Origin of the sequence: Gluconacetobacter asukensis, from assembly GCF_014174375.1 — a bacterium.
In the GTDB taxonomy this organism is placed as follows: Bacteria; Pseudomonadota; Alphaproteobacteria; order Acetobacterales; family Acetobacteraceae; genus Gluconacetobacter; species Gluconacetobacter asukensis.
The window spans coordinates 1-23,916 of record NZ_JABEQE010000008.1; the positions used below are offsets into that span (position 1 = coordinate 1).

General features: G+C 66.6%; 21 protein-coding genes. 15 read left to right on the forward strand and 6 right to left on the reverse strand.

Features of this window, described 5'->3' with window-relative positions; translation table 11 throughout:
* The 8 genes from HLH35_RS10340 to HLH35_RS10375 all read left to right on the forward strand — a co-directional run.
* The coding region (locus HLH35_RS10340; protein ID WP_275944233.1) for a transketolase C-terminal domain-containing protein at window positions 1–247 on the forward strand (247 nt) is incomplete at its 5' end.
* A 14-nt stretch (window positions 248–261) separates the two neighbouring features.
* Window positions 262–1,005, forward strand: a complete 744-nt coding sequence (locus HLH35_RS10345; protein ID WP_182979071.1) for a TlyA family RNA methyltransferase — start codon at window positions 262–264, stop codon at window positions 1,003–1,005.
* Between the two features lie 93 nt (window positions 1,006–1,098).
* A complete protein-coding gene (gene rlmN / locus HLH35_RS10350) occupies window positions 1,099–2,316 on the forward strand; it encodes a 23S rRNA (adenine(2503)-C(2))-methyltransferase RlmN (protein WP_182979072.1) in 1,218 nt (405 codons plus the stop codon).
* Window positions 2,317–2,456: 140 nt separating this feature from the next.
* Window positions 2,457–3,686 carry an argininosuccinate synthase gene (locus HLH35_RS10355; RefSeq protein ID WP_182968448.1) on the forward strand — a complete coding sequence of 410 codons (1,230 nt, stop codon included), beginning with the start codon at window positions 2,457–2,459 and terminating at the stop codon, window positions 3,684–3,686.
* 47 nt (window positions 3,687–3,733) lie between these two features.
* On the forward strand, window positions 3,734–4,225 hold the full coding sequence (locus HLH35_RS10360) for an FKBP-type peptidyl-prolyl cis-trans isomerase (protein ID WP_182979073.1): 492 nt from the start codon (window positions 3,734–3,736) through the stop codon (window positions 4,223–4,225).
* 31 nt (window positions 4,226–4,256) lie between these two features.
* Window positions 4,257–4,733, forward strand: coding sequence for a c-type cytochrome (locus HLH35_RS10365; RefSeq protein WP_182979074.1), 477 nt, complete (start codon window positions 4,257–4,259; stop codon window positions 4,731–4,733).
* 66 nt (window positions 4,734–4,799) lie between these two features.
* Window positions 4,800–5,795 (forward strand): tryptophan--tRNA ligase, encoded by a 996-nt coding sequence (trpS, locus tag HLH35_RS10370; RefSeq protein WP_182979075.1) that lies wholly within the window; start codon window positions 4,800–4,802, stop codon window positions 5,793–5,795.
* Between the two features lie 13 nt (window positions 5,796–5,808).
* Window positions 5,809–6,228 (forward strand): secondary thiamine-phosphate synthase enzyme YjbQ, encoded by a 420-nt coding sequence (locus HLH35_RS10375; RefSeq protein WP_182979076.1) that lies wholly within the window; start codon window positions 5,809–5,811, stop codon window positions 6,226–6,228.
* A gap of 3 nt (window positions 6,229–6,231) precedes the next feature.
* Here the strand turns inward: HLH35_RS10375 and HLH35_RS10380 are convergent, their stop codons facing one another.
* The 3 genes from HLH35_RS10380 to HLH35_RS10390 are packed head-to-tail and all read right to left on the reverse strand — an operon-like array spanning window position 6,232 to window position 9,009.
* Window positions 6,232–7,029, reverse strand: coding sequence for a ribonuclease T2 family protein (locus HLH35_RS10380; protein WP_182979077.1), 798 nt, complete (start codon window positions 7,027–7,029; stop codon window positions 6,232–6,234).
* Window positions 7,030–7,042: 13 nt separating this feature from the next.
* Window positions 7,043–7,891: an S-formylglutathione hydrolase gene (gene fghA / locus HLH35_RS10385; RefSeq protein WP_182979078.1), complete on the reverse strand. Its 849-nt coding sequence runs from the start codon at window positions 7,889–7,891 to the stop codon at window positions 7,043–7,045.
* A 2-nt stretch (window positions 7,892–7,893) separates the two neighbouring features.
* Window positions 7,894–9,009, reverse strand: a complete 1,116-nt coding sequence (locus HLH35_RS10390) for an S-(hydroxymethyl)glutathione dehydrogenase/class III alcohol dehydrogenase (RefSeq protein WP_182979079.1) — start codon at window positions 9,007–9,009, stop codon at window positions 7,894–7,896.
* Window positions 9,010–9,238: 229 nt separating this feature from the next.
* Between HLH35_RS10390 and HLH35_RS10395 the strand changes: the two genes are divergently transcribed.
* Together HLH35_RS10395 and HLH35_RS10400 are read left to right on the forward strand one after the other, a co-directional pair.
* A complete protein-coding gene (locus tag HLH35_RS10395; protein ID WP_182979080.1) occupies window positions 9,239–10,114 on the forward strand; it encodes a bestrophin family protein in 876 nt (291 codons plus the stop codon).
* A gap of 68 nt (window positions 10,115–10,182) precedes the next feature.
* Window positions 10,183–10,773 carry a CarD family transcriptional regulator gene (locus HLH35_RS10400; protein WP_182968456.1) on the forward strand — a complete coding sequence of 197 codons (591 nt, stop codon included), beginning with the start codon at window positions 10,183–10,185 and terminating at the stop codon, window positions 10,771–10,773.
* Window positions 10,774–10,818: 45 nt separating this feature from the next.
* Here HLH35_RS10400 and HLH35_RS10405 read toward each other — a convergent pair whose 3' ends face one another.
* From HLH35_RS10405 to HLH35_RS10415, 3 genes are all read right to left on the reverse strand, one after another.
* Window positions 10,819–11,799 (reverse strand): sterol desaturase family protein, encoded by a 981-nt coding sequence (locus HLH35_RS10405; RefSeq protein ID WP_182979081.1) that lies wholly within the window; start codon window positions 11,797–11,799, stop codon window positions 10,819–10,821.
* Window positions 11,800–11,903: 104 nt separating this feature from the next.
* The gene (locus tag HLH35_RS10410) at window positions 11,904–16,160 is read right to left on the reverse strand and encodes a translocation/assembly module TamB domain-containing protein (RefSeq protein WP_182979082.1); all 4,257 of its coding nucleotides are present in this window, start codon (window positions 16,158–16,160) and stop codon (window positions 11,904–11,906) included.
* The gene (locus tag HLH35_RS10415) at window positions 16,160–18,034 is read right to left on the reverse strand and encodes an autotransporter assembly complex protein TamA (RefSeq protein ID WP_182979209.1); all 1,875 of its coding nucleotides are present in this window, start codon (window positions 18,032–18,034) and stop codon (window positions 16,160–16,162) included. The genes HLH35_RS10410 and HLH35_RS10415 overlap by 1 nt, the downstream gene beginning before the upstream one ends.
* Window positions 18,035–18,593: 559 nt before the next feature.
* On the opposite strand from HLH35_RS10415, the gene miaB reads away from it, so the two are divergent.
* From miaB to panS, 5 genes are all read left to right on the forward strand, one after another.
* Window positions 18,594–19,967 (forward strand): tRNA (N6-isopentenyl adenosine(37)-C2)-methylthiotransferase MiaB, encoded by a 1,374-nt coding sequence (miaB, locus tag HLH35_RS10420; protein WP_182979210.1) that lies wholly within the window; start codon window positions 18,594–18,596, stop codon window positions 19,965–19,967.
* A gap of 83 nt (window positions 19,968–20,050) precedes the next feature.
* On the forward strand, window positions 20,051–21,121 hold the full coding sequence (locus tag HLH35_RS10425; protein ID WP_182979211.1) for a PhoH family protein: 1,071 nt from the start codon (window positions 20,051–20,053) through the stop codon (window positions 21,119–21,121).
* Between the two features lie 52 nt (window positions 21,122–21,173).
* Window positions 21,174–21,689: an rRNA maturation RNase YbeY gene (gene ybeY / locus HLH35_RS10430; RefSeq protein ID WP_246385016.1), complete on the forward strand. Its 516-nt coding sequence runs from the start codon at window positions 21,174–21,176 to the stop codon at window positions 21,687–21,689.
* Window positions 21,686–22,627 (forward strand): hemolysin family protein, encoded by a 942-nt coding sequence (locus HLH35_RS10435; protein WP_338029333.1) that lies wholly within the window; start codon window positions 21,686–21,688, stop codon window positions 22,625–22,627. Before ybeY ends, HLH35_RS10435 begins: the two co-directional genes overlap by 4 nt.
* 5 nt (window positions 22,628–22,632) lie before the next feature.
* Window positions 22,633–23,565: a ketopantoate/pantoate/pantothenate transporter PanS gene (gene panS, locus HLH35_RS10440; protein ID WP_182979085.1), complete on the forward strand. Its 933-nt coding sequence runs from the start codon at window positions 22,633–22,635 to the stop codon at window positions 23,563–23,565.
* The last annotated feature ends 351 nt before the right edge of the window (window positions 23,566–23,916 follow it).

Below are 23,916 nucleotides of genomic sequence, written 5' to 3' on the forward strand. Positions count from 1 at the left end.
CAACCACGCGGTGCTGATCACCATCGAGGAAGGTGCGGAAGGCGGATTCGGTGCCTATGTCATGCACCATCTGGCGCGCACCGGCCTGCTCGACAGCGTCCGCTTCCGCCCGATGACGCTGCCGGATCGCTTCATCGACCACAACACCCAGGACGCCCAGTATCGCGAGGCCGGGCTCGACGCCACCGCCATCGCAGCCACCGCCCTGCACGCTCTGGGTGTGGCGTCGTCACAGCAGACGGCCTGATCCGGCGATAGGTCATGGCCAAGCAGCGTGCGGACCAGATGCTGGTCGACCGGGGCATGGTGGAAAGCCGTGCCCGCGCCCAGGCACTGATCCTGGCCGGGGTGGTCTATTCGGGCGATCGGCGCGTGGCCAAGGCCGGCGACCAATTGCCCGAGGACGCCCCGCTGCTGCTGAAGGGGCAGGATCATCCCTGGGTCTCGCGCGGCGGCGTGAAGCTGGCGCACGCGCTGGAGCATTTTGGCCTGGACCCGGCGGGTGCAGTCGCGCTGGATGTCGGGGCCTCGACCGGCGGCTTTACCGACGTGTTGCTGACGCACGGGGCCACGCGGGTCTTCGCCGTCGATGTCGGGCATGGGCAACTGGCGTGGAAGCTGCGCAGCGACCCGCGCGTGGTGGTGCTGGAGAAATGCAACGCCCGCACACTGGATGCCACGACCATTCCCGACCCGATCGATGTGCTGGTCTGCGACGCCAGCTTCATCGGCCTGCGCACGGTCCTGCCCGCCGGGTTGGCCCTGTGTCGGCCGGGCGCCTGGGCCGTGGCGCTGATCAAGCCGCAGTTCGAGGCCGGGCGCGAGGCCGTGGGCGCCAAGGGCGTGGTGCGCGACCCGGCGGTGCATGATTCGGTCTGCGCCATGATCCGGGAATGGTGGTCCGCCCTGCCCGGCTGGACCGTGCTCGGGGTCGAGCCCAGCCCGATCACCGGGCCCGAGGGCAATCGCGAATTCCTGATCGCCGCGCGGCGGGACGCAGAGTAATTCCCCTTTTTCCGTCTGGATGTGGTAGGCAGCGCGGATTCAGCCCATTCGCGCCGCGATAATACGTGGCGCCTGCCCGATGAGTAGCCGTTCATGACCGCCGTTTCCGCTTCAGCGCCCCAGATCCCCGCAGAGACCGGCCTGGCCGCCTCGCTCACCGAGGTCGAGCGCCAGCGCATACTGGCGAAATCGGCCCTGTTCGCTCCGCCGACCGGCCTGCTGCCGGACGGGCGGCGCGACCTGGTCGGCCTGTCGCGCGAGGAATTGACCGAGGCGCTGGTGGAAATCGGCGAGAAGCCGTTCCGTACCAAGCAGCTCTGGCACTGGCTCTATCATCAGGGCGTGACCGATTTCTCGCGCATGAGTTCGATCGCCAAGCCGTTGCAGGCGAAGCTGGCCGAACGCTTCGTCATCGGCCGGCCGGAAGCCACCACGGTCCAGACTTCGAACGACGAGACCCGCAAGTTCCTGTTCCGTTTCCGCGACGGGCAGGAGGCCGAGACCGTCTATATTCCCGACCGGCGTGAGGATCGCGGCGCGGTCTGCATCTCGTCGCAGGTCGGCTGCACGCTGTCCTGCACCTTCTGCCATACCGGTACGCAGAAGCTGGTGCGCAACCTGGGCGCGGCCGAGATCGTCGGCCAGTTCATGGCGGCGCGCGACAGCTATGGCGAATGGCCAAGCCCTAGGGGCGAGACCCCGCGCCTGCTGTCGACCATCGTGCTGATGGGCATGGGCGAGCCGCTGTATAATTACGAAAATGTCGCCAAGGCGATGAAGATCGTCATGGATGGCGAGGGCATCGGCCTGTCGCGCCGCCGCATCACGCTCTCCACCTCCGGCGTGGTGCCGATGATGGACCAGTGCGGATCGGAACTGGGGATCAACCTCGCGATCTCGCTGCACGCCGTGCGCAACGACCTGCGCGACGAGATCGTGCCGCTGAACCGCAAATACCCGATCGAAGAGCTGATCGCCGCCTGCCGCCGCTACCCCGCCGCCAGCAACGCCCGGCGCATCACGTTTGAATACATCATGCTACGCGGCGTGAATGACAGCGAGGCCGATGCCCGCGAACTGGTGCGGCTGATCGCCGGCATTCCGGCCAAGGTCAACCTGATCCCGTTCAACCCCTGGCCCGGCAGCGATTATCGGCCCTCGACGCGCGAGCAACTGGCCAAATTCGCCCAGATCGTGATGGATGCGGGCTTCGCCTCGCCCATCCGCATGCCGCGCGGGCGCGATATTCTGGCCGCATGCGGGCAGTTGCGTACCGAAAGCCAGCGCGAACGCCGCAGCCTGCCGGCCTGATATCCAGGCGGGCGTGCGCCTGCATTTCAGGCGGCCCCCGCTGGCACCATCTTCCATCCGATGCTAGGAGGCGGGGATCAGGCGCCCCGCCGCCGGCACTCTTTCACTCTTTCAGATTCGACGACAGGAGATCCCGTTCCATGGCCGCAAAGGACGTCAAGAAGGTCGTGCTCGCCTATTCCGGCGGTCTCGATACGTCCGTGATTCTGCGCTGGCTGCAGACCACCTATGGCTGCGAGGTCGTGACCTTCACCGCCGATCTGGGCCAGGGCGAGGAGCTGGAGCCGGCGCGCAAGAAGGCCGAGATGTTCGGCGTGAAGGAGATCTTCGTCGAGGATCTGCGTGAGACCTTCGTGAAGGATTTCGTCTTTCCGATGTTCCGCGCCAACACGCTGTACGAGGGCCAGTATCTGCTGGGCACCTCGATCGCCCGCCCGCTGATCGCCCAGCGCCAGATCGAGATCGCCGAGGCGGTCGGCGCCGACGCTGTCGCCCATGGCGCGACCGGCAAGGGCAACGACCAGGTGCGTTTCGAACTAGCCTATTACGCGCTGAAGCCCGACGTGACGGTGATCGCGCCCTGGCGCGAGTGGGACCTGACCTCGCGCACCCGCCTGCTGGCCTTCGCCGAGGAACATCAGATCCCCATCGCCAAGGACAAGCGCGGCGAGGCCCCCTTCTCGGTCGATGCCAACCTCCTGCACTCCTCGTCGGAAGGCAAGCTGCTGGAAGACCCGGCCGAAGCGCCGGACGAGATCGTGTTCCAGCGCACCATCTCCCCGGAAGCCGCGCCGGACGTGGCGACCGAGATCGCGATCGATTTCGTCTCGGGCGATCCGGTGGCGCTGAACGGCGTGACCCTGTCGCCGGCCACGCTGCTGACGCGGCTGAACGAACTGGGCAAGGCGAACGGCATCGGCCGGCTGGATCTGGTGGAGAACCGCTTCGTCGGCATGAAGTCGCGCGGCATCTACGAGACGCCGGGCGGCACCATCCTGCTGGCAGCGCATCGCAGCATGGAGTCCATCACGCTGGACCGCGAGGCCGGGCACCTGAAGGACAGCCTGATGCCGCGCTATGCCGAGATCATCTATAACGGCTTCTGGTTCTCGCCCGAGCGCCGGATGCTCCAGGCCCTGATCGACGAGAGCCAGCATTCGGTGACCGGCCGCGTGCGGCTGAAGCTCTACAAGGGCAATGTGATCTGCGTGGGTCGCGAAAGCCCAAACAGCCTGTACGACACCCGCGTCGTCACCTTCGAGGATGACGAGGGCGCGTACAACCAGGCCGACGCCCAGGGCTTCATCAAGCTGAACGCGCTGCGCCTGCGCCTGGGGGCCCAGATCGGACGCCGGGGCGGCGCGCTGTAAGCGCGACGCCTCCTTCCCGCCTTCCATTTCCGCCAAACCGAGGTGTCATGAAACGTCTGTCCCGCGTCACTTCCCTCCTCCTGGCTTCCGCGACCGCCCTGTCGCTGGCGGCGTGCGGCGCACGCCCCGAGGAATCCAAGCCGGACATGACGCCCGAGCAGTTCATGGCCAAGATCCGGGCCGAGCCCGGCGTGCAGAGCCTTCCCGACGGGCTGGCCTACAAGGTGCTGGAAAGCGGCCCCAAGGACGGACAGAGCCCCGCCCCCGGCGACGTGATGATGGTGATCTACGAAGGCCGCCTGCCCGAGGGCGGCATCTTCGACAGTTCCGACCAGCACGGCAAAGGCTCCTATATGCAGATGCCACTGGACGGCGTGATCAAGGGCTGGATGGAAGGTCTGCCCAAGATGCATGTCGGCGACACCTGGATGCTCTATGTGCCGCCCGAGCTGGGCTACGGCCATCGTTCGATGGGCATTATCCCCGCCGACAGCCCGCTGATCTTCAAGATCCAGCTTCTGGGCGTCGCGAAGCAGTAAGCGGGGGAGCCGCGCCGGTGCGCAAAATCGCATGATACGGGGCGCGCGGTATCTCACCCCCTTCGTCGCGGGCCTTCTGGGCCTGCTGGCGATGGGGGGCTGTTCGCCGCATCGCAATCTCGGCCAGGCACGCTACCGGACCAATTGCGGGATCTGCCATCACGGCGGAGAAGGCATGCTGGGGGAAATCCCGCCGCTGACCGGTCGCATCGACCAGGTCGCCCGCACCCCGGAAGGGCGGCATTATCTGGTCGATGTGCTGCTGAACGGCCTGAATGGCCCGCTGGTCGCCAATGGCGGCCGGTATAATTTTTCCATGCCGGCGTTTCGCCGCCTTTCGGATACCGAGATCGCGGCAATCCTGACCTATCTGTCCGCCAGCGGCGGCCGGGCCGATCCGCCATCCTTCGCCGCTGGCGATGTCGCGGCGCAGCGGGCCGCGTCTCTCGGCCCCTCCCGCGTGGCGGACGAACGGCAGGCGCTGGACCGCCTGCATCCCCTGCCCTGAAAACCCGGATGTCGTGATCGACGACCGGCTTGACCGGATCGGGTCCGACGCCTGAAAAGAACCCTCATGCAACGCATATTCTCCGGCATTCAGCCGACCGGTATTCCGCAGTTGGGCAATTATCTGGGCGCGATCCGCAACTGGGTCGCGTTGCAGGCCGATCACGAGTGCATTTTCTGCCTCGTGGACCTGCATGCCATCACGGTGTGGCAGGAGCCGGAAGCCCTGCGCCAGCAGACTCTGGCCCAGACCGCCGTCCTGCTGGCTGCCGGCATCGACCCGAAGACCCATATCCTGTTCAACCAGTCCGCCGTCAGCGCCCATGCGCGGATGGGCTGGATCTTCAACTGCGTGTCCCGACTGGGCTGGCTGAACCGCATGACGCAGTTCAAGGACAAGGCGGGCAAGGATCGGGAGAACCATTCGGCGGGGCTGTACGTTTATCCCAACCTGATGGCCGCCGATATCCTGACCTACAAGGCAACGCGGGTTCCGGTCGGTGACGATCAGCGCCAGCATCTGGAACTGGCCAACGACATCGCCCAGAAATTCAACCATGATTACGGCGTCGAATTCTTCCCGGCGATCGAGGCGCTGATCCCGCCCGCCGCCGCGCGCATCATGAGCCTGCGCGACGGCACGAAGAAGATGTCCAAATCCGACCCGTCGGCCCAGAGCCGGATCGAGATGACCGACGACGCCGATACGATCGCGCTCAAGATCCGCCGCGCCAAGACCGACCCCGAGCCCCTGCCCACCGAACCGGCCGGCCTGCTGGACCGGCCCGAGGCGCGCAATCTGGTCGATATCTATGCGGCGCTGGCCGGCATTACGGCCGGCGAGGTGCTGGCGCGCCATGGTGGCGAAGGGTTCGGCCCATTCAAGGCGGCGCTGACCGAGGTGCTGGTGCAGACGGTGGTCCCGATCGCCGACGAGACCAGGCGCCTGCTGGAAGCACCGGACCATTTGCGCGCGGTGCTGCGTGATGGGGCCGGGCGGGCGGCGGAGATCGCCGAGCCGATCGTCAGCGAGGCCGAACGCCTCGTCGGCTTTCTGAAATAGGAAAGGCGGCACCATGCGCCAGGCCCTGCATCGTCTCGACATCCCGACCCGCGGCAAGGGGTTGGTGATGTTTACCGATGCGGTCCGGCAATGGGTTTCGGATACCGGGATCGACACCGGGCTGCTGACGATCTGGTGCCAGCATACCTCGGCATCGCTGACGGTGCAGGAAAACGCCGACCCGACGGTGCGCGAGGATATCAAACGCTTCTTCGAGGCACTCGTCCCCGAGGCGCCGGGCCGTTACATCCATGACGATGAAGGGCCCGACGACATGCCCGCCCATCTGCGGAGCATGCTGACCCAGACCCAGCTTTCGATCCCGGTTGCCGATGGGCAACCGGTGCTGGGCATGTGGCAGGGACTCTATCTGTTCGAGCACCGCCGCCAGCCCCATCGGCGGCAGCTTATCCTGCACCTGATCGGCGAATAAACCTCACCACGCCGGAACGAGGAACTGCGCAGGGCAATTGTCCTGCGCTTCAGGCGCACGGAAGAAGGCGCTCGCACGCGGGAAATCGGCCACGCGCTCGCGCTTCAGGGTAAACCAGAGCTGGGTCAGCACATCGCGGCCCGCATGGTCATGCTCGCAGCGAAGCTGCAGCGCACGATCCGTTTCGGTATGGAACGCGACGTGGAACGCCTTCATCACCGCGTCCCTGGCGACCATCTGCCCCTGCCATCCTTGTAGGGCGGTACCGAAATCGGACTGTGCGACCACGGTGCGCATGTCCAGCGCGGTGTGGAAGAACGTCTCGGCCGGGATACCGAAACATTGGACATGCTTGTGATATTCATGGTCGGCTAGGCTGTGCGTCAGATGCGCCACGCTCTGGTCCAGGGCCTGCTTCGTCTCGCTGCTCACGGCCAGGGGGGCGGCAGGCTCCTGCCCCGGATAGATGTCGCATCCGGCGGCCCACCAGCGCTGCGGGGGCACACCTTCGGCAATGAGCGGCTGGGGCCGTGATGCCCACAGGCCATGCAGGCCAATCAGCGGCGCTTTCGGCTGGTCGGGCTGGCAGCCCGGTCCGCTGGCGCAGAAGCCGGGTTGCCAGGTGAGCGCCAGCGTATAATGGCCGAAATCGCCATGCGCGGGCGGGTTGATCACGCTGCCTGCCACCTGCATGGGCGGCGGCGAAACTGAGGTCGGCGCGCAGGCGGCCATTCCGGCCGCCAGAACAAGAGCACCGAGCGCAAGGCGCGCGTGACTTGCCACACGATAGGCCATCGTCATTCCATTCTTCGCCTTATCGACACAGGATGGCCGCGTGGTGGGTCAGATGGTCCTGAATGAAGGACTGGATGAACCAGTAGGAATGGTCGTAGCCGGGGTGACGGCGCAGGATCAGCTTCTGGCCGACGGCCTTGGCGGCCTCTTCCAGATGCCAGGGCTGTAATTGCGCGTCGAGGAACTGGTCCGCGTCACCCTGATCCACCAGGATCGTCGTTGGATGGGTCCGGCCCGCTTTCAGCAGAAGGGTCGCGTCATGCGCGGCCCAGGTGGCACGATCCGGCCCCAGATAGCCGGTGAAGGCTTTCTCGCCCCACGGCACCGCCGCCGGATGGACGATCGGCGCGAAGGCCGAGACCGATTTCCAGCGATCGGGCGCGCGCAGCGCATGCACCAGCGCGCCGTGGCCGCCCATGGAATGGCCCATGATGCCGCGCCGTGCGCCATCCACGGGAAAATGGGCCTCGGTCAGGGCGGGCAGTTCCTCGGCGATATAGGTGCCCATGCGGTAATGGGTGGACCATGGTGCCTGGGTCGCGTCCAGATAGAACCCGGCGCCGCTGCCGAAATCGTAGCTGTCATCCTCACCGGCCACGCCCGCCCCCCGGGGTGAGGTGTCCGTTGCGACCAGCGCGATCCGGTATTCCGCCGCGAAACGCACCGCGTTGGCCTTGATCAGGAAGGTTTCCTCGGTGCAGGTCAGGCCGGCTAGCAGGTGGATGACCGGCACCGGGGCCGTGGCCGACGCGCCATCGGGCATGAAGACCGCGAAGCGCGCTTCCAACCCCAGACTGTCGGACGGATGGCTGTAGAAACCCAGCGTGCCGCCGCAACAGGCATGGGTGGCGCGGGTGGTGATCGCCATGCTCAGAACTCGACGACGGTGCGGATGCTCTCGCCGCGCGTCATCATGTCGAAGCCCTCGTTGATCTTCTCCAGCGGCAGCGTGTGGGTGATCAGGCTGTCGATGTCGATCTTGTCGTCCATGTACCAGTCGACGATCTTCGGCACGTCGGTGCGTCCGCGCGCCCCGCCGAAGGCCGAGCCGATCCAGCGCCGGCCGGTGACGAGCTGGAACGGGCGGGTGCTGATCTCCTGCCCTGCGCTGGCCACGCCAATGATGGTGGAAACGCCCCAGCCGCGATGCGAACATTCCAGGGCCTGGCGCATCAGGGTCGGGTTGCCCACGCATTCGAAGGAATAATCCGCGCCGCCCCCGGTCAGTTCGACCAGATGGCCGACCACGTCGTCATCGGGGCCCAGATCCTTTGGGTTGACGAAATGGGTCATGCCGAACTTGCGCGCCATCTCCTCGCGCGCCGGGTTGATGTCCACGCCGACGATCATGTCGGCGCCCACCATCCGCGCCCCCTGGATGACGTTCAGCCCGATTCCGCCCAGGCCGAACACCACCACCGTCGATCCGGTCTCGACCTTGGCGGTGAACAGCACCGCGCCGATGCCCGTGGTGACGCCGCAGCCGATATAGCAGACCTTGTCGAACGGCGCGTCGGGGCGGATCTTGGCCAGCGCGATCTCGGGCAGCACCGTGTAGTTCGCGAATGTGGAGCAGCCCATGTAATGATGGATCGGCCGCCCCTTGTAGGAAAAACGGCTGGTGCCGTCCGGCATCAATCCCTTGCCCTGTGTCGCGCGGATGGCGGTGCAGAGGTTGGTCTTGCGCGACAGGCAGGATTTACATTCCCGGCATTCGGGCGTGTAGAGCGGGATCACATGATCGCCGGGCTTCAGGTGCTTCACGTCCGGCCCGACCTCGACGACCACGCCGGCGCCCTCATGCCCCAGGATGGCCGGAAACAGCCCCTCGGGATCGGCGCCGGAGAGCGTGTATTTGTCGGTATGGCACAATCCGGTGGCCTTGATCTCGACCAGCACCTCGCCCGCTTTCGGGCCCTCAAGCTGTACCGTCTCGATCTCGAGTGGCTTGCCAGCCTCGAACGCGACCGCCGCCCTTACGTCCATGATCGTGCCTCTTCAGAATCGTGCTTCGAAATTACCGCATCATAAAGGGTGGCATCTCTAGAAGGGTCAATGCCGCCCGACGGGTTTGCAACAGAGAATGTCGCGACTGTCACAAAATTCGTTTTTCCGTTCAGCCTGTTGTCTTTCCCCGGAGCGTCGTCAGTATGGCCGTCGGCTGGCCGGCGTTGCGGGCCCGCGAACGCATCCAGTCCAGAGGGAGAAAGCATCGATGATCGTCGACCGGCGGATCGGATTATTCATCCTGATGCGCGAAAGCCTGCTGACATTGGCGCTCCTGGGGGCATGGGACGTCTTTGTCGTCGTCATGTTCCAGGTCTTCCATCAGGACTGGATGGAGCAGCCGACCCTGCCGGTGTCCCTGCTGGGCTCGGCCGTCGCGCTGTTCCTGGGCGTGCGCAACAACGTCGCTTACGGACGGTGGTGGGAAGCCCGGACGCTGTGGGGCGCGATCACGAACAATTGCCGTTCGTTCGGCCGACAGGCCGGGTCGCTGCTGGGCGGCCGGCCGGATCTGGCCAGTGCCATGGCGGCCTACCCCTACGCCTTGCGCGCCGCATTGGGGCGGCTGGACGGTTCGGCCGATGTCGCCCGGCTGCTGCCGCCCGAGATGCAGAGCGCAATCACCGGGTGGAACAATCAGCCCAACGCCATCCTGTATCAGATCGGACTGGCGGTGAACGAGGAAGTGGCGCGGCAGCGGATCGACGGGGCCGTCCACGGCCAGATCGACCGCATCCTGTCCGATCTGGCCAATGCCCAGGGCGGGCTGGAGCGCATTCGCAATACGCCGCTGGCCATCCAGTTCTCGCTGATTCCCAGGCTGGTGGCCAATATGTTCTGCGTCGTCCTGCCACTGTCGATGGTCCAGACGCTGGGGTGGATCACCCCACTCGGGTCATCGCTGGTCGGGCTGCTGTTCGTCGCCCTGGACAAGATCGGCAGCGACCTGCAGGACCCGTTCGATAATTCGCCCCACGCCATGCCGATGCTGACCATGGCCCGGACGATTGAGATCGACCTGCTGCAGCCCGTCCGTATCCCGGCCGGCGGCCCGATCGCGGCGGTGCACGGCGTGCAGTCCTGAGCGCTTCACGGGGCGGACACGATCCGACGATCGAGACAGAATGGGAAAAATGTGATATAACTACGCAAATGAGCATGTTCAGAACGACCCCCAAGGGCGGTGTGACCGACGCAATGGCGCGCACTGCCGCTGCCACAACCGCCGCGCAGGCCAAGACCAAGGTCAAGGACGAAGACCCCTTCCGCGAGGGCGACGCCATCGTCTACGCCGCCCATGGTGTCGGACGGGTGGATCGCATCGGCATCGATGAGATCGCGGGCACCAAGCTGGAAATGATCCAGATCTCGTTCCCCGGCAACCAGATGACGCTGCGCATCCCGCTGACCAAGGCGCGCAAGGCCGGCCTGCGCAAGATCGTCTCGCGCGAGATCGTGGACAAGGCCATGGCCATCATCAAGGGCAAGCCGCATGTCAGCCGTGGCATGTGGGCCCGCCGTGCCGTCGCCTATCAGGAAAAGATCAATTCCGGTGATCTGGTCCAGATCGCCGAAGTGCTGCGCGACCTGCGTCGCAATGTCGACAGCCTGGACGGCAGCTTCAGCGAGCGCAAACTGTTCGAGGCCGCGCAGGAGCGTTTTGTGGCTGAAGTCGCGGTGCTGGAAGGCAAGGAGCCGGCTGCGGTGCTGGAAGCCCTGACGGCGGCAATGAAAGCCGCCTGATCCTGCCCGGCCCTGCAAGCATCCGGGGCCGGAGAGATTATATGTTCATGCTCCGCCTGGCCCCGTGGCCGCCGGCGACCGGGTTTCGGCCCGCCGCCAGCGACGGGTCGCCAGGCGCCATGACAGACGCAGCCCCGCTGCCTGCTGTGCCAGCCACCCGCCGCTGACCAGCGCCGGCTCGGCCTTCGGGTCACCGGTCTCCACGACATTGTGCGAGAAATTCGCCGTCCCCAGCATCATGTCCCACCAGGGAAAGACCGCGCCATAATTGCACGAGCGCCGGCCGGCCGCGCGCAGGCCATGGTGCACCCGGTGAAAGTGCGGCGAGACCAGAATGCGCTCGCCCAGCCAGCCGAACCCGACCCGCGTATTGGCATGCGACAGGCTTTCGACCAGCCGCAGGAACAGGATCAGCAGCGGGAATTGCAGCGGCGGCACGCCGATCAGCAACCCGACGACGATGGCCCAGACATAGGATGTGACATCGTCCAGCAGGTGGTTGCGGTCATCCGACCAGAACGTCATCTGCGTCTGCGCATGATGCAGGACGTGCAACCCGTACCACCAGCCGAACAGATGGGACAGGCGATGGCGGACATATTCCGCGAAATCCAGGATCACGGCGTACAGGAAGAAAGCCGCGACCGGCCAGTCCATCAGCGTGGGAAACACGCTCTCCAGCGTCGGCGGGATATAGCCATGGTCGGTCAGTACGCCGTTCAGCCAGGTCTGGATCTCGTAGAATCCGAAGAACGTCACCAGCGGAAACAGGCCGATACGCGCGATCAGGGTATAGACAATGTCCATGCTCACATTGTCGCGGTTTTCCCACCGGCGCAGGGGCCAGAACCGCTCCAGCGGCATGCAGATCGCAAGGTTCAGCACGACCTGCAACACGCCATAGATCGCGAACATCGCCCACAGGAAGGATGTGTCTTCCCACTCCATCCACCCGAAACGATAGAGGATCGGGATCAGCCAGTTTTCCTGAATCCACCCGGCAAGCCATGAAAATGGATCGATCATTCCTGCCATCCCGCTGTCTGTCATGCGCCAAGACGCGCTAAGGCCCGTCACCCCTTATGGGTTTAGGGGGAGAAGCCCGTTTCCATCAAGACATCGCTGAACTTCTAGTAGTTGAACTGGTAGGAGAGACCGACGCTGCTGCCCGGGTCGTTCTCGGGCGTGGTGAAGCCGGTGACGTTGCCGCCCGTCCCGACGGTGGTGTTCAGTTTCAGGCGGCGCGTCAGATCGACCTGGACCTGCGCCTGCGTGCCCGATCCGCTGGTCGCCTGCTTTGCGCCGACATACACGCCTCGCATCACGTATTTGCCCGCCTCGACGCTGGTGCCGTTCCCTTTCCCGACCCCTGAACCGCCGGTCAGTTGCAGCCGGTCCAGCCCCAGCGTGCTGCGTACCTTGCCCAGCGGGTCGAAGGCCGAGCCGCCGGTCAGGGTCGCGACCGCGGCCGCGATTTCGGCCATCTGGGTGGTCGACAGCGATTGCGCGTCGGTGCCGAACAGCAGCATCGCCATGATCTGGTCCTGCGACAGCGGCGGCGTGGACGAAAAGGTGATCTTGGGCGCGCTGGCATAACCGCCGACGAGCAGCCGCGCGGTGCCGGCACTGGTCGCGCGCTCGGCCTCGAAATCCAGCGTCGGGTCGATCGCCTGGGTCACGCCCGACCCGTTGAAGGCCACCTGACCCTTCGTGAATTCCAGCGAAATGCCGGCCAGGTTGAAATTGCCCCGCCGCATCGTGAACCCACCGGCGATGGCCGGGGCATCGGCTGTTCCGCCGACATGCAGGCGGCCGCTCATCTCCGCGTCCAGCCCGTGTCCGCGGACAAACATCTGGCCCGGCGAAGACGCGGTGACATCCAGCCCGACCACGAATTTGCCCGCCCCGTCAGCGTCGGCTGCCGGGGGCTTGTCGCCCGGACGGATCACATCCAGGGTTGCGATCGACGGCGGCAGCGAGCTGGGAATATTGATCTCGGCATGCGGAATGACCACCTGCCCCGCCACGTCGATACGCGACGCAAGCGCGCCCCGCACGGTCATGTCGGCATTGATCTGCGCCGTCACCAGGTCGCTGGCCAGGGGGCGGGCGTTCCTGGCCGTAATCCGCAGATCGATGGGCAGGCCCGGCAGAAAGGCCCCCAGCATACCGCTGACGGCAATACTGCCCGGCCCGGCCGTGGCCGACAGATTGTCGATCGTCAGCCGGTCGTCCTGCGCGATGATCGTGCCACGCATGTTCGAAAGCTGGATCCCCTGCGCATAATCATGCATCTGCCCTCCGGTCAGGGTTACGGTTCCCGAGGCTTTCGGAGCCGATAATGCGCCACGGAGCGCCAGCGACAGGCGGGCCACCCCCTCGACCTGCCGCCCCTGGGCGCCGAGATAGGCATTGGCCGCCGAGAGATCGACATGGCCGTCAGCCTGCAACCCCATGGAACCGGCCGAACCGGTCGGCACCGTGCCCCGCACTGCAAGGTCGAGCAGCGATCCCGCATGGGCCGTCGCATCGACACGCGCCTGGGTGCCCGACAATTGGGCGGTCGCATCCATGTTCAGCGGCGGCAGCGCACCGCTGAAATCGCTGTGATAGGTCAGTCCCCTGGCCGTCACGGTCACCGTGCCCTGGGGATTGGCCGTCGTGCCGCGCAGGCTGGCCCGGGCACTGATCGTCCCGTCGGCCCGCAGCGACGGCATGAAGGGGCGGGCGATGGCGGGCGTCAGGTTGTCAACCGTCGCGGTCAGGCCCAGCGCGGGCTTTATCGTGCCGGCGACATCGATCCTGGCCGGCGCCACGCCGGGGGGCGCCAGCGTCAGGCGCAGATGATCGACACCCAGTGCCTTGCCGAAACCGATCCGGGCCGGCTCCGTCAGGCGGATCGTCTCGCCCCGCGCATTGGCCTCCAGAGACCGGACCGCCACCGACTGCGCCGGTGTATCGACGACCAGCGCGGTGGCCAGCGCCGCCGGAGCCCCGGCCAGCGCCTGGAATGCCGCATTGGCACCAATCGCCATCGCGTCGCGCGGCCCGCGTGCCGTCACGCGGATATCGCCTGCCACGCCGGGCGCCGACACGCCATCCAGCCGCAATGTCATGTCGGTCCGCGTGGTTCCCAGCGGATCGGTGACGGTGCCGGCCAGGGACAGGCTGCGCAGCCGCGCCCGCGCGCTGGCCAGATTACCGTCGACGGCCACCGTCACGATTGGCGGCTGGGCCGCCTGCCCCGCATCGGCGGCAGGGTCGGACGTGGGGTTGGCCGTGCGGATCGACGCCTTCAGCGAACCGGATATCGGCTGCCCGACAAGGCGCGACAGATCGGCCAGCCGCTCCATCTGCACGTCCAGCGTGCCCAGCGGGGTGACTCGATGCGGGTTCAGCACCAGATGCCCGCTGCCCGACAGGCTTTTCCAGTCCAGATGCGCCAGATCGATGGTCCGCCGCCCCTGCGGGTCCTGCTCCAGATCGGCGGCGATCGACAGGGGGGCCTCGTCCACCGTTCCCCTGGCCATGAGTGTGCCCTGAGGATGGCTGGGCAGGTGATGGAAGACGGCGTCCAGCATGACCGGGCCGACCGGCATCTCCTTCGTGCCCAATTGCCCGTCGAGATGCGCGGTGGCGGAGAAATCGGTCAGTGGCCCGTCAACCGCCAGCGTCAGCCCCGCCTGCCCGCGCACGGCCTGCGAGGCCCGCTGCAGGTCGTCGATCGCCAGATGCGCGGTTGCATTCACCGCCGGGCCCGCCTTTCCACCCGTCACGGGATCAGCAGCCGGGGCACTCGTCCGGGTGCCCGATACCGTCAGATGTATGGCCTGCCCATCCAGCGCCAGCTGGTCGATGCGCAGAAGAGCGGGATGATCGCCCATCGCCTGCTGCATGGAAGCGCGCAGGGACAGCTTGCCGTCCGGACCGATCAGGGACACGGCCTGACGCTGGCCGCCGGTGATCGACAGCGGGCCATCCAGCGCCAGCGTCGTCGCATCACCGGGCCGCGCCGGCATCGCGAAGGCCCCGTGAAGGGCCAGCCGGCCCGCCAGAGCGGTCCCGCCCGCCTCTGCCAGCGGCGCGAGCGCCGGCACATCGAGGTCGAATGTTCCATGCGCCGGCGTGGCGGTCATCACCTGCCCTGCCAGATGCAGAAGCGTATGGTCCAGCCGGACATCCAGGGGCCAGCCCGCATCGTCAGGGTGCAGGAACAGATCCAGCGTCAGTGGCGCGGCCGCGAACAGGCCGGGATGGCTGCTGGGGATCGACAACGCATCGATGGCGGCATGCAGGCGGGCGTCCGACGGCTGGCCGCCCGTAGCCTCGTGCCCCTCGAAATCGACCGCGATCCGGCTGGCGGCCACGCCCGCGCCCATCGGCTGGTCCAGAGTCAGATGACCCTCTCCGACCGGATGATGCACATCGCCCGACAGGTGCGCGTCCAGGACGAGATTTTGCCAGCCGATCCCATCACGCACTGTCATATGGGGCGCACGGGCCGTTATGGACAATTGAGATCTTACATTGATAAAATCAATTATTCCATTGATTTTTGAAGATATATCTCCAGAATTCAATGTGAAAGCCAGATGGTTCGCATCCCGGGGGCCATCCAGATCCAGTGCCAGATGCAACGGGTCCAGCGGTTCAAGCCCAGCTGTGCTGGCAAAGCCGCCCGGCCCTTCGTCGGCCGTCAGGTGCAGTCCCAGGCGCCCTGGCACGATCTGCGTCCGCAGGGTCAATGCCCCGACGCGGTCCAGGCGCTTGAGGTTGAGGTCGATTGCCGCCGTGGGCAGCGTCGCCACGCTGAGTCTGTCCAGGACCGGCGCGAGATGAGCGAGCCGCGCGCTGCCGTCGAGCGAGAACGCGGCCTCGGTGCCCGCAATTCCGGCGCCGACCTCGATTCGCCCGATATGGACGGCACGAAGGTCGATCCCCAGGTCGAAACTGCCGCCGTTCTTGTTGCTGGTCGAAGGTTTCGCACCGCTTTCCGCCTGCAGGCGCGGAATGGCCAGACGCGCGATCGACAGCCGGTCGACCCGCGCCTGCCGGGCCAGAAGGTGAGTCGGCCGCCAGTCCAGTTCCAGCCCGTCGATCGACAGCCACGTCCCCTTGCGGTCATTAAGGCCGATATGGGCGATGCGCAGTGCGTCGGGGAAACGACCCGAAATCCCGTCCAGTGTGACCGCGCCGCCTGTCAGCTCGGCCGTCTGGCGTGCAATGGAATGGCGGCCCCAGCCCGTATTGGCCACGATCAGGATTGCCACCACGCCCAGCACGACCACCGCCAGCGGGACGCCAGCCAGCAGGCCCACGGTCCAGGCGACGATCCGGGGCCAGCGCCGTGGGCGCCCGGCGGATGGGGGCGGAGTGTCCGGCGCCATCAGAACGTTTCTCCCAGACCGAGATAGAGTTCCCACGTATCGCCGCGTTTCGGCCGGTTGAGCGGCACGGCGATATCCACGCGCACCGGGCCGATCGGCGTATAATACCGCACCCCGGCCCCTGCCCCGACCCGGAGCGTGCCCTGGAACGGCCGGCTGCCGGTGCCCACCTGGCCCGCATCGGCAAACAGCGCCCCGCCGAAGCTGCGGAACAGCCTCTGGCGGAATTCAACCGATCCCGCATCCATCGAGGTGCCGCCGATGGCGTATTTGCTGCCATCGAATTGCGGCCCCACGCCCTGGTAACGGAAGCCGCGCACGGTCGCGCTGCCGCCGGCATACAGGCGCTGGTCGGGCGGGATGTCGAAGGTCGACGCCCCCTGCACGCTGCCCACGATGCCCCGCACCGCGATGACGCTGCGGCCAGGCCGCGAAATGCCGAGATGCGTCAGGTCGAAATAGGTCGAGGCGTTCGCCTGCATGATGGTGAAGAACGACATGCCGTTGATCAGCGATGCCGATGGCGTCACGCTGGCAGCCACGCGGACGCCATGGGTGGCCGGGTCGATCGGGTTGTTCAGGCCGGTGCTGTCATAGGTCGCCCCCACGGGCAGCGAGACGATGGTGTAATCGTTCGACATCCCCATCTGGTCGATATGTTCCTGTTCGGCCTGCCCCTCGAACGAGACGGTCCAGCGCTGCCCCAGCTTGCGCACCACGCCCGCCCGAACCAGCAGCGCCGTCTGCCGGTAGGAATAGAGAAGCTGGCGGATGCCCTCGACCCGCACACTGAGATTCTGGTCACGGGACCCGAAATCCGGCTTCATCAGGTCGGCATACACATCATAGCCCAGCCCCTGCTGGGCCGACCCGCCAAGTCCGGTCACCAGGGCCGTCAGGCGCAGACGTTCCGCATTGCCGAAGATGTTGCGGTGGGTCCAGCTGATGCCGGCTCGCCCGCCCAGGTCGGTCGAATACCCGCCCTGCACGGCCACCATCCGGACCTTGCCTTCCTTGAATGCCATCGACAGCGGCATCTGCCTGCCCGCCGTAAGGGGCGGCGCATCATTGACCTGCACGTCGGAAAACACACCCAGCCCGGCCAGATCCTGCCGGGCGGATTCGATCCGCGACGGCTGATACAGATCGTTGGGGTGAATGGTCATCCGCCGGGCGATATAGGCGGGGTGCGTGCGCGTCATGCCGGACAGGCTGATCGCGCCGATGGTCACCACCGGGCCGCTGCGCACCGTATATTCGACGTCGAGCGTATGGGTGGCCGGTCGCAGCCAGGCTTTCGGCGTATCGACCTGTGCCAGCGCGTGCCCTTCCTCCTTCAATTCGCTCTGCAGGTTCGCCCCCGCCGTCAGCACGTCGGACGCGACAGCCGGCTGGCCGGCTTTCACCCCCAGGGCCTTGCTTTCGAGCGCATTCAGGACCACCGGCCCGGTTCCATCCCCCGATGCGCGCACCAATGTCACGCGGCCGAGCCGGAAGATCTCGCCCCGGGTCGGCGTGATCGTCACCTGCACCGCCTGCCCCTTGGGAATTGCCAGCAGCCATTCCGGCAGCCGGGGATCGGTCCCGTCCATCGAGGCAGCGGCTACCGCATTCTTCGCGCCCCGTGGCCACACCGTGATGCGGATCGCCGGAGCGTAATAGCCATAGCTTTCGAGCGCGGTCCGCAGCCGGTCGTAATCGTTGCGAATCCGGCCGGCCAGGGCGAACGGACTGACGGCATGGGTCTTCTGCAATGACAGCAGGCTGGACGATGCGCTGATCGCGGCATCCAGTTCGGCCTGGCCCGTCGGCGTGATGGTGGTGGTGTAAGTCTGTGGGTCGGCGCCGAGAACCGTATCGGCCGGCCAGCACAGCGCGACCGCAAGAACACCCCCGGCAACGGCAAGACCGCTCCGGCGCGCGGGGTCTCCACTCCATGCGGCCCAACCAGGATGGTCCGGCCGATCTGCCCTGTCCGCTCTTCGCCCCGAAAACACGCGACGTCGCCGCACCGCTGTCAATGTATCCCTGTCCCGTTCCTGTGCTTCATCCCGCTCACCGGTCCGGCCGGTCCATCGTTCATATGCCCGCTCGCCCGCACGCGCACCTCTAACCCATTTATAAGGCAATCGTTTGATGAAACGATAAAAAACAATGTCACGACGCGCGGAAGAGTTTTTGCCCGGGACTCGGAAACTTGCCTTGACAAAAGGCCCCGTATTTTTACCTGATTAGGCAGGTAACGACGCCGCCGCGTCCCGCCCTGTATGAGGGAGGTTTGCCGCACGATGACGCTGTCACGCCCCGAGTGCTTCGACTCGTGCCCTTGACCGGGGGCCCCGCGCATATGATGTGTTCCCGCGACCGCGCGGGATGGTCCGGCGGCGCGCCCAGGAAGTTTCAATCGTGACCCAGCATTCCGTCTGCCCCCCCATGGAGTCCGGCCGGGAGGTAAAGGGCCTCCATGTCATCACATGGGGCTGCCAGATGAATGTCTATGACAGCGCCCGCATGACCGACGTGCTGCGCCCCCTGGGCTACCAGTCGGTCGAAACGCCCGACGCGGCCGACATGGTGATCCTGAACACCTGCCACATCCGCGACCGGGCGGCGGAAAAGGTCTTCTCGGAACTCGGCCGCCTGCGCCTGGTGAAGGATGCCCGTGCCGCCGAAGGGCGGCGCACCATCCTGGCCGTCGCCGGATGCGTGGCCCAGGCCGAGGGGGCGGAGATCCTGGCCCGCGCGCCTTACGTGGATATCGTGCTCGGCCCGCAGACCTATCACCGGCTGCCGGAGATGGTCGCCCGGGCGGCACGGGCGGCCGGCGCCGTCATCGACACGGATTTCCCCGCCGAGCAGAAATTCGATTTCCTGCCCGACGCCCAGGCCCCGCAGACGCCCGGCGGGATCACGGCCTTCCTGACCATCCAGGAAGGCTGCGACAAATTCTGCTCGTTCTGCGTGGTGCCTTACACGCGGGGCGCCGAATCCAGCCGCCCGGTCGATTCGGTGCTGCGCGAAGCCCGCCGCCTGGTCGAATCGGGCGCGCGCGAGATCACGCTGCTGGGCCAGAACGTGAACGCCTATCACGGCGAAGGGCCGGACGGCCGCGTCTGGGGGCTGGCGCGGCTGGCCGAATCCCTGGCGGCGATCCCGGGGCTGGCACGCATTCGCTATACCACGTCGCATCCCCGCGACATGGAAGACGCGCTGATCGCCGGCCATCGCGACCTGCCGGCGCTGATGCCCTTCCTGCACCTGCCGGTGCAGTCGGGCTCGGACCGGATCCTGGCGGCGATGAACCGGGGGCATACCGCCGCCGAGTATCGCGACCTCGTCCTGCGCCTGCGCGACGCGCGGCCGGACATCGCGCTGTCGTCGGATTTCATCGTCGGCCATCCCGGTGAAAGCGATGCGGATTTCGAGGCGACGATGCAGCTGATCCGCGATGTCGGATTCGCGCAGGCGTTCTCGTTCAAATATTCCCCCCGTCCGGGCACCCCGGCCGCCGGCGCGCCGATGCAGGTACCCGAGGACGTGAAGGACGCGCGGCTTCAGGCATTGCAGGCGCTGCTGCGCACGCAGCAGGACGCGTTCAATGCCGGGACGGTGGGGCGCGTGGTTCCCGTGCTGTTTACCGGGCGCGGGCGCAAGCCGGGGCAGTTGTCCGGCCGGTCACCCTATCTGCAACCCGTGCATGTCGATGGGCCCGACACGTTGATCGGGCAGATCGCACAGGTCGAGATCCGGGAGCGTTACACCAACTCACTGAGTGGAACCCTCATACAGGAGAGAGCCTTCGCTTGAGAGAACAGACGGTATCAGCGATCTTGCCCGGCCGGCGCCCCGCCCGGACGCGCGATCATCAAGCCCCGTCCGACATCGCCGCGATGCGGACGGTCACGCTGCAATTCGACGACAATGCCCTGCTGGCACAGCTCGTCGGTGATCACGACCGTCACCTGCTTCATCTCGAACGTGGATTCGGCATTCGCCTGTCCTGCCGCGGCAACCGCGTCGCCCTCAACGGCAACCACGACCGCGTGGAAATCGCCCAGGCGGCGCTGGCCAGCCTTTATCAGCGCCTGCAGGGCGGCGGTGGCGAACTGGACAGCGCCGATATCGATGCGGCGATCCGCATGGCCGCCGCCCACCACACCATGCCCCGCCCGGCATCCGAAGGACGGACCAGGATGACCCACGCCGCTGCGCCCATCTCTGATACCCCGCGCGTGCCACTGGCGGAATTGCCCGCCATCCGCACCAAGCGCGGCGCCATTGCCCCCCGCTCGACCGGTCAGGCGAGCTATATGGAGATGCTGGCGCAGACCGAAATGGTCTTCGGCATCGGGCCGGCCGGCACCGGCAAGACCTATCTGGCGGTCGCCCAGGCCGTGGCGATGCTCCAGGCCGGCCAGGTCGACCGGATCGTGCTGTCGCGCCCGGCCGTCGAGGCGGGCGAGCGGCTGGGCTTCCTGCCCGGCGACCTGAAAGAGAAGATCGACCCGTATCTGCGCCCGCTCTACGACGCGCTGCACGACATGATGCCCGGTGACCAGGTGGTCCGGCGCATGGGCACGGGCGAGATTGAGGTCGCCCCCCTGGCCTTCATGCGTGGCCGCACGCTGGCCCACAGCTTCGTCATCCTCGACGAGGCACAGAACACCACCGCCGCGCAGATGAAGATGTTCCTGACCCGCATGGGCAGCGGCACCCGCATGGTGGTGACGGGCGATCTGAGCCAGGTCGACCTGCCCAATGGCGTCACGTCAGGTCTGCGCGACGCGGTGGATACGCTGGAAGGATTGCCGGGAATCGGTATCATGCGCTTCGAATCCCACGACGTGGTGCGACACCCGCTGGTCGCGCGCATCGTGGACGCCTATGATCAGCGAGCGGCGGCCGAACGGGACATGTCCCGCAGCAGGGCGCGCCGGGAGAACAATGGAACCGCGAAGTAGCAAACGCCCCGCCGAAACGGACGGGGACGTTATAAGACCGCCGGCGGCCGGAATGGCCGCCGGCCCTCACTCCACCATGACGCAGGATGACCCGGAGTGCGACGTGATCGTCGCCGACGCGCGCTGGCACAGCGCCGTTCCGGGCCTCGCGGCCCTGGTGCGCCGCACCGCGCGCGCCGCCTGGGCTGGCGCGGAGCCCGCGCCGGTCACGATCGCGCTGGATAATGACCGCACGATCCGCCGGCTGAACGCGCGCCACCGCGACCGCAACAAACCCACGAATGTCCTGACCTTCGATTATCCCGACGGCATACCGGGCGGCGATATCATGATCGCGCTGGAAACCGTCCGGCGCGAGGCCCAGGCGGCAGGGCGGCCGGTCCGGCATCATCTGATGCATCTGATCGTCCATGGTATCCTGCATCTGCGCGGCCATGACCATCACCAGGCCGGCGAGGCACGGCGGATGGAAATGGAGGAAGCCCGCATCCTGGGGCGCCTGTCCGTTCCCAATCCATGGAAGTTCCGCCCCGGCTCGCCGTCGGGACGCATGGAGGACGCACAGTGAACCGCCCCCTGCCCGAGTCCGCGCCGCCCGAGGGCGCGCCGGGACGGGTTGACGACGCCCATGCGCCGCGCCCGCGCGGCCGGGGCCTGCTCTCCCTGTTCGGCCGCCGGCGCGGCGAACAGGGGCTGCGCCATTCCATCGCCGCCCTGGTGCAGGAGGCCAATGAGGCCGAAGGCGACGGCACGGACACCAATTCGGAACTGGACCGGCAGGAACGCGCGCTGATCGCGAACGTCCTGCGGCTGCGCGGCATCACCGCCGACGACGTGATGATCCCGCGCGCCGATATCGTCGCCATGTCCGTGTCGCTGAGCCAGGAGGAAGCCCTGGCCCTGATGCGGCGCGAGAATCATTCGCGCATGCCGGTCTATCGCGAGCAGTTGGACGACATCGTGGGCATGATCCACGTGAAGGACCTGATCGCCTATGCCGGCACCAGCGAAGCCTTCAACGTCGAATCGCTGCTGCGCCAGCCCCTGATGGTGGCGCCGCAGATGCCGGTGCTGGACCTGCTGCTGCAGATGCGCCAGCGCCACCTGCATCTGGCGCTGGTCATCGACGAATATGGCGGCATCGACGGGCTGGTGACGATCGAGGATCTGGTGGAGACCATCGTCGGCGACATTTCCGACGAGCATGACGAACCGACGGCGGTCCTGATCCAGGAACGGCCGGACGGCACGTTCGACGTCGACGCCCGCCTGCCGGTCGAGGAGTTCGAAGCCCGGCTGGGCACGCTGCTGACCGAGGCCGAGCGCGAGGCCGAGATCGAGACCGTAGGTGGCCTGGTCTTCCGCCTGGCGGGGCATGTGCCCGCGCGCGGCGAGGTCCTGACCCATGAAAGCGGCCTGGTCTTCCGCGTGCTGGACGCCGATGCCCTGCATATCCGCAAGGTGCGCGTCAGGCCGCCCCCGCCGGCACCCTCGCCCGCCGCCTGACTGTCTTGTCCGTCCTGACCCGCCTCTTCCCGCTGTGGGCCATCCTGGTCTCGGCTGCCGCCATCGGCCGGCCGGGCGCCTTCATGGTCCTGACGCCGGCCATCACGCCGCTGCTGGCGCTGGTGATGTTCACCATGGGCGTGACGCTGACGGTGGGAGATTTCCGCCGCATCGCCCGCCGGCCGGCCCCGGTCGTGGCGGGCATCGCGCTGCATTACGCGATCATGCCGCTGGCGGCATGGCTGATCGGGCGGCTGCTGGGCATGCCGCCAGCGCTGCGGGTGGGCATGATCCTGGTCGGCAGCGTGTCCAGCGGCACGGCGTCGAACGTCATGATCTATCTGGCGCGGGGCGACGTGGCACTGTCGGTCAGCATCAGCACGCTTTCCACCCTGGTCGGTATCGTCGCTACGCCGCTGCTGACCCGGCTCTATGTAGCGGCGGACGTGCAGGTCGATGTGCTGGCCCTGCTGCGCAGCATCGTCATGCTGGTCGCGCTGCCGGTGGCCGCGGGACTGGCGGTCAACATGCTGGCGCCGCGCCTGGTGCGCCGGGTGGAACCTGTCCTGCCGCTGGTGGCCATGATCGCCATCATGACGATCATCGGCGCCATCGTCGCCTCGGTGCGGCCGTCGCTGGCGGCGGCGGGGCCGCTGGTCCTGCTGGGCGTGGTGCTGCATAACGGGATCGGCCTGCTGGGCGGCTATTGGGGCGGGCGGCTGCTGGGGCTGGAGGAAAGCGCCTGCCGGACGCTGGCGATCGAGGTCGGGATGCAGAATTCCGGCCTGGCCGCCACGCTGGGGCGGCTCTATTTCGGCCCGTTGGCAGCCTTGCCGGGGGCATTGTTCTCGATCTGGCACAATATCTCGGGCTCCGCCCTGTCGGCCTGGTGGTCGACCCGACCAGCGGCCGCCCCGGCATCCCCACCGTCTACATGAGGCCCGCTGCCAAGCGGGCCTCGGCCGCATCCTTCAATTCTACAAAAGGAAAGCCCGGAGCGGCACCAGGCGATCGGCACATGCGCGCCGGCCCTGGTTATTTGGTCAGCCCGATGCCCGCTGGATGTCGATGACTTGTTGGGGAAAACCTGTGCATCAGTTGCGCCCATGCCCGGTCGGTCAGCACGGTACCTCTCCCCTTCAGGGCTCCGTGGCAGGCCTCGTTGCTCATATCGCGCTTACAGGCGTACTCTCCGATGAGAGGTTACTTCTGATTGAATAAAAATTCGGGGGCCGATCAGGCAGGATCACATATCGCCAATAAATTACAACACGTTACGTGGCATACTG

What these genes read in the sequence shown, in the direction of transcription:
- HLH35_RS10345 (WP_182979071.1), top strand. Translation starts at nt 262, where the DNA reads ATGGCCAAGCAGCGTGCGGACCAGATGCTGGTCGACCGGGGCATGGTG.
- rlmN (WP_182979072.1), top strand. Translation starts at nt 1,099, where the DNA reads ATGACCGCCGTTTCCGCTTCAGCGCCCCAGATCCCCGCAGAGACCGGC.
- HLH35_RS10355 (WP_182968448.1), top strand. Translation starts at nt 2,457, where the DNA reads ATGGCCGCAAAGGACGTCAAGAAGGTCGTGCTCGCCTATTCCGGCGGT.
- HLH35_RS10360 (WP_182979073.1), top strand. Translation starts at nt 3,734, where the DNA reads ATGAAACGTCTGTCCCGCGTCACTTCCCTCCTCCTGGCTTCCGCGACC.
- HLH35_RS10365 (WP_182979074.1), top strand. Translation starts at nt 4,257, where the DNA reads ATGATACGGGGCGCGCGGTATCTCACCCCCTTCGTCGCGGGCCTTCTG.
- trpS (WP_182979075.1), top strand. Translation starts at nt 4,800, where the DNA reads ATGCAACGCATATTCTCCGGCATTCAGCCGACCGGTATTCCGCAGTTG.
- HLH35_RS10375 (WP_182979076.1), top strand. Translation starts at nt 5,809, where the DNA reads ATGCGCCAGGCCCTGCATCGTCTCGACATCCCGACCCGCGGCAAGGGG.
- HLH35_RS10380 (WP_182979077.1), bottom strand. Translation starts at nt 7,029, where the DNA reads ATGACGATGGCCTATCGTGTGGCAAGTCACGCGCGCCTTGCGCTCGGT.
- fghA (WP_182979078.1), bottom strand. Translation starts at nt 7,891, where the DNA reads ATGGCGATCACCACCCGCGCCACCCATGCCTGTTGCGGCGGCACGCTG.
- HLH35_RS10390 (WP_182979079.1), bottom strand. Translation starts at nt 9,009, where the DNA reads ATGGACGTAAGGGCGGCGGTCGCGTTCGAGGCTGGCAAGCCACTCGAG.
- HLH35_RS10395 (WP_182979080.1), top strand. Translation starts at nt 9,239, where the DNA reads ATGATCGTCGACCGGCGGATCGGATTATTCATCCTGATGCGCGAAAGC.
- HLH35_RS10400 (WP_182968456.1), top strand. Translation starts at nt 10,183, where the DNA reads ATGAGCATGTTCAGAACGACCCCCAAGGGCGGTGTGACCGACGCAATG.
- HLH35_RS10405 (WP_182979081.1), bottom strand. Translation starts at nt 11,799, where the DNA reads ATGATCGATCCATTTTCATGGCTTGCCGGGTGGATTCAGGAAAACTGG.
- HLH35_RS10410 (WP_182979082.1), bottom strand. Translation starts at nt 16,160, where the DNA reads ATGGCGCCGGACACTCCGCCCCCATCCGCCGGGCGCCCACGGCGCTGG.
- miaB (WP_182979210.1), top strand. Translation starts at nt 18,594, where the DNA reads ATGGAGTCCGGCCGGGAGGTAAAGGGCCTCCATGTCATCACATGGGGC.
- HLH35_RS10425 (WP_182979211.1), top strand. Translation starts at nt 20,051, where the DNA reads ATGCGGACGGTCACGCTGCAATTCGACGACAATGCCCTGCTGGCACAG.
- ybeY (WP_246385016.1), top strand. Translation starts at nt 21,174, where the DNA reads ATGGCCGCCGGCCCTCACTCCACCATGACGCAGGATGACCCGGAGTGC.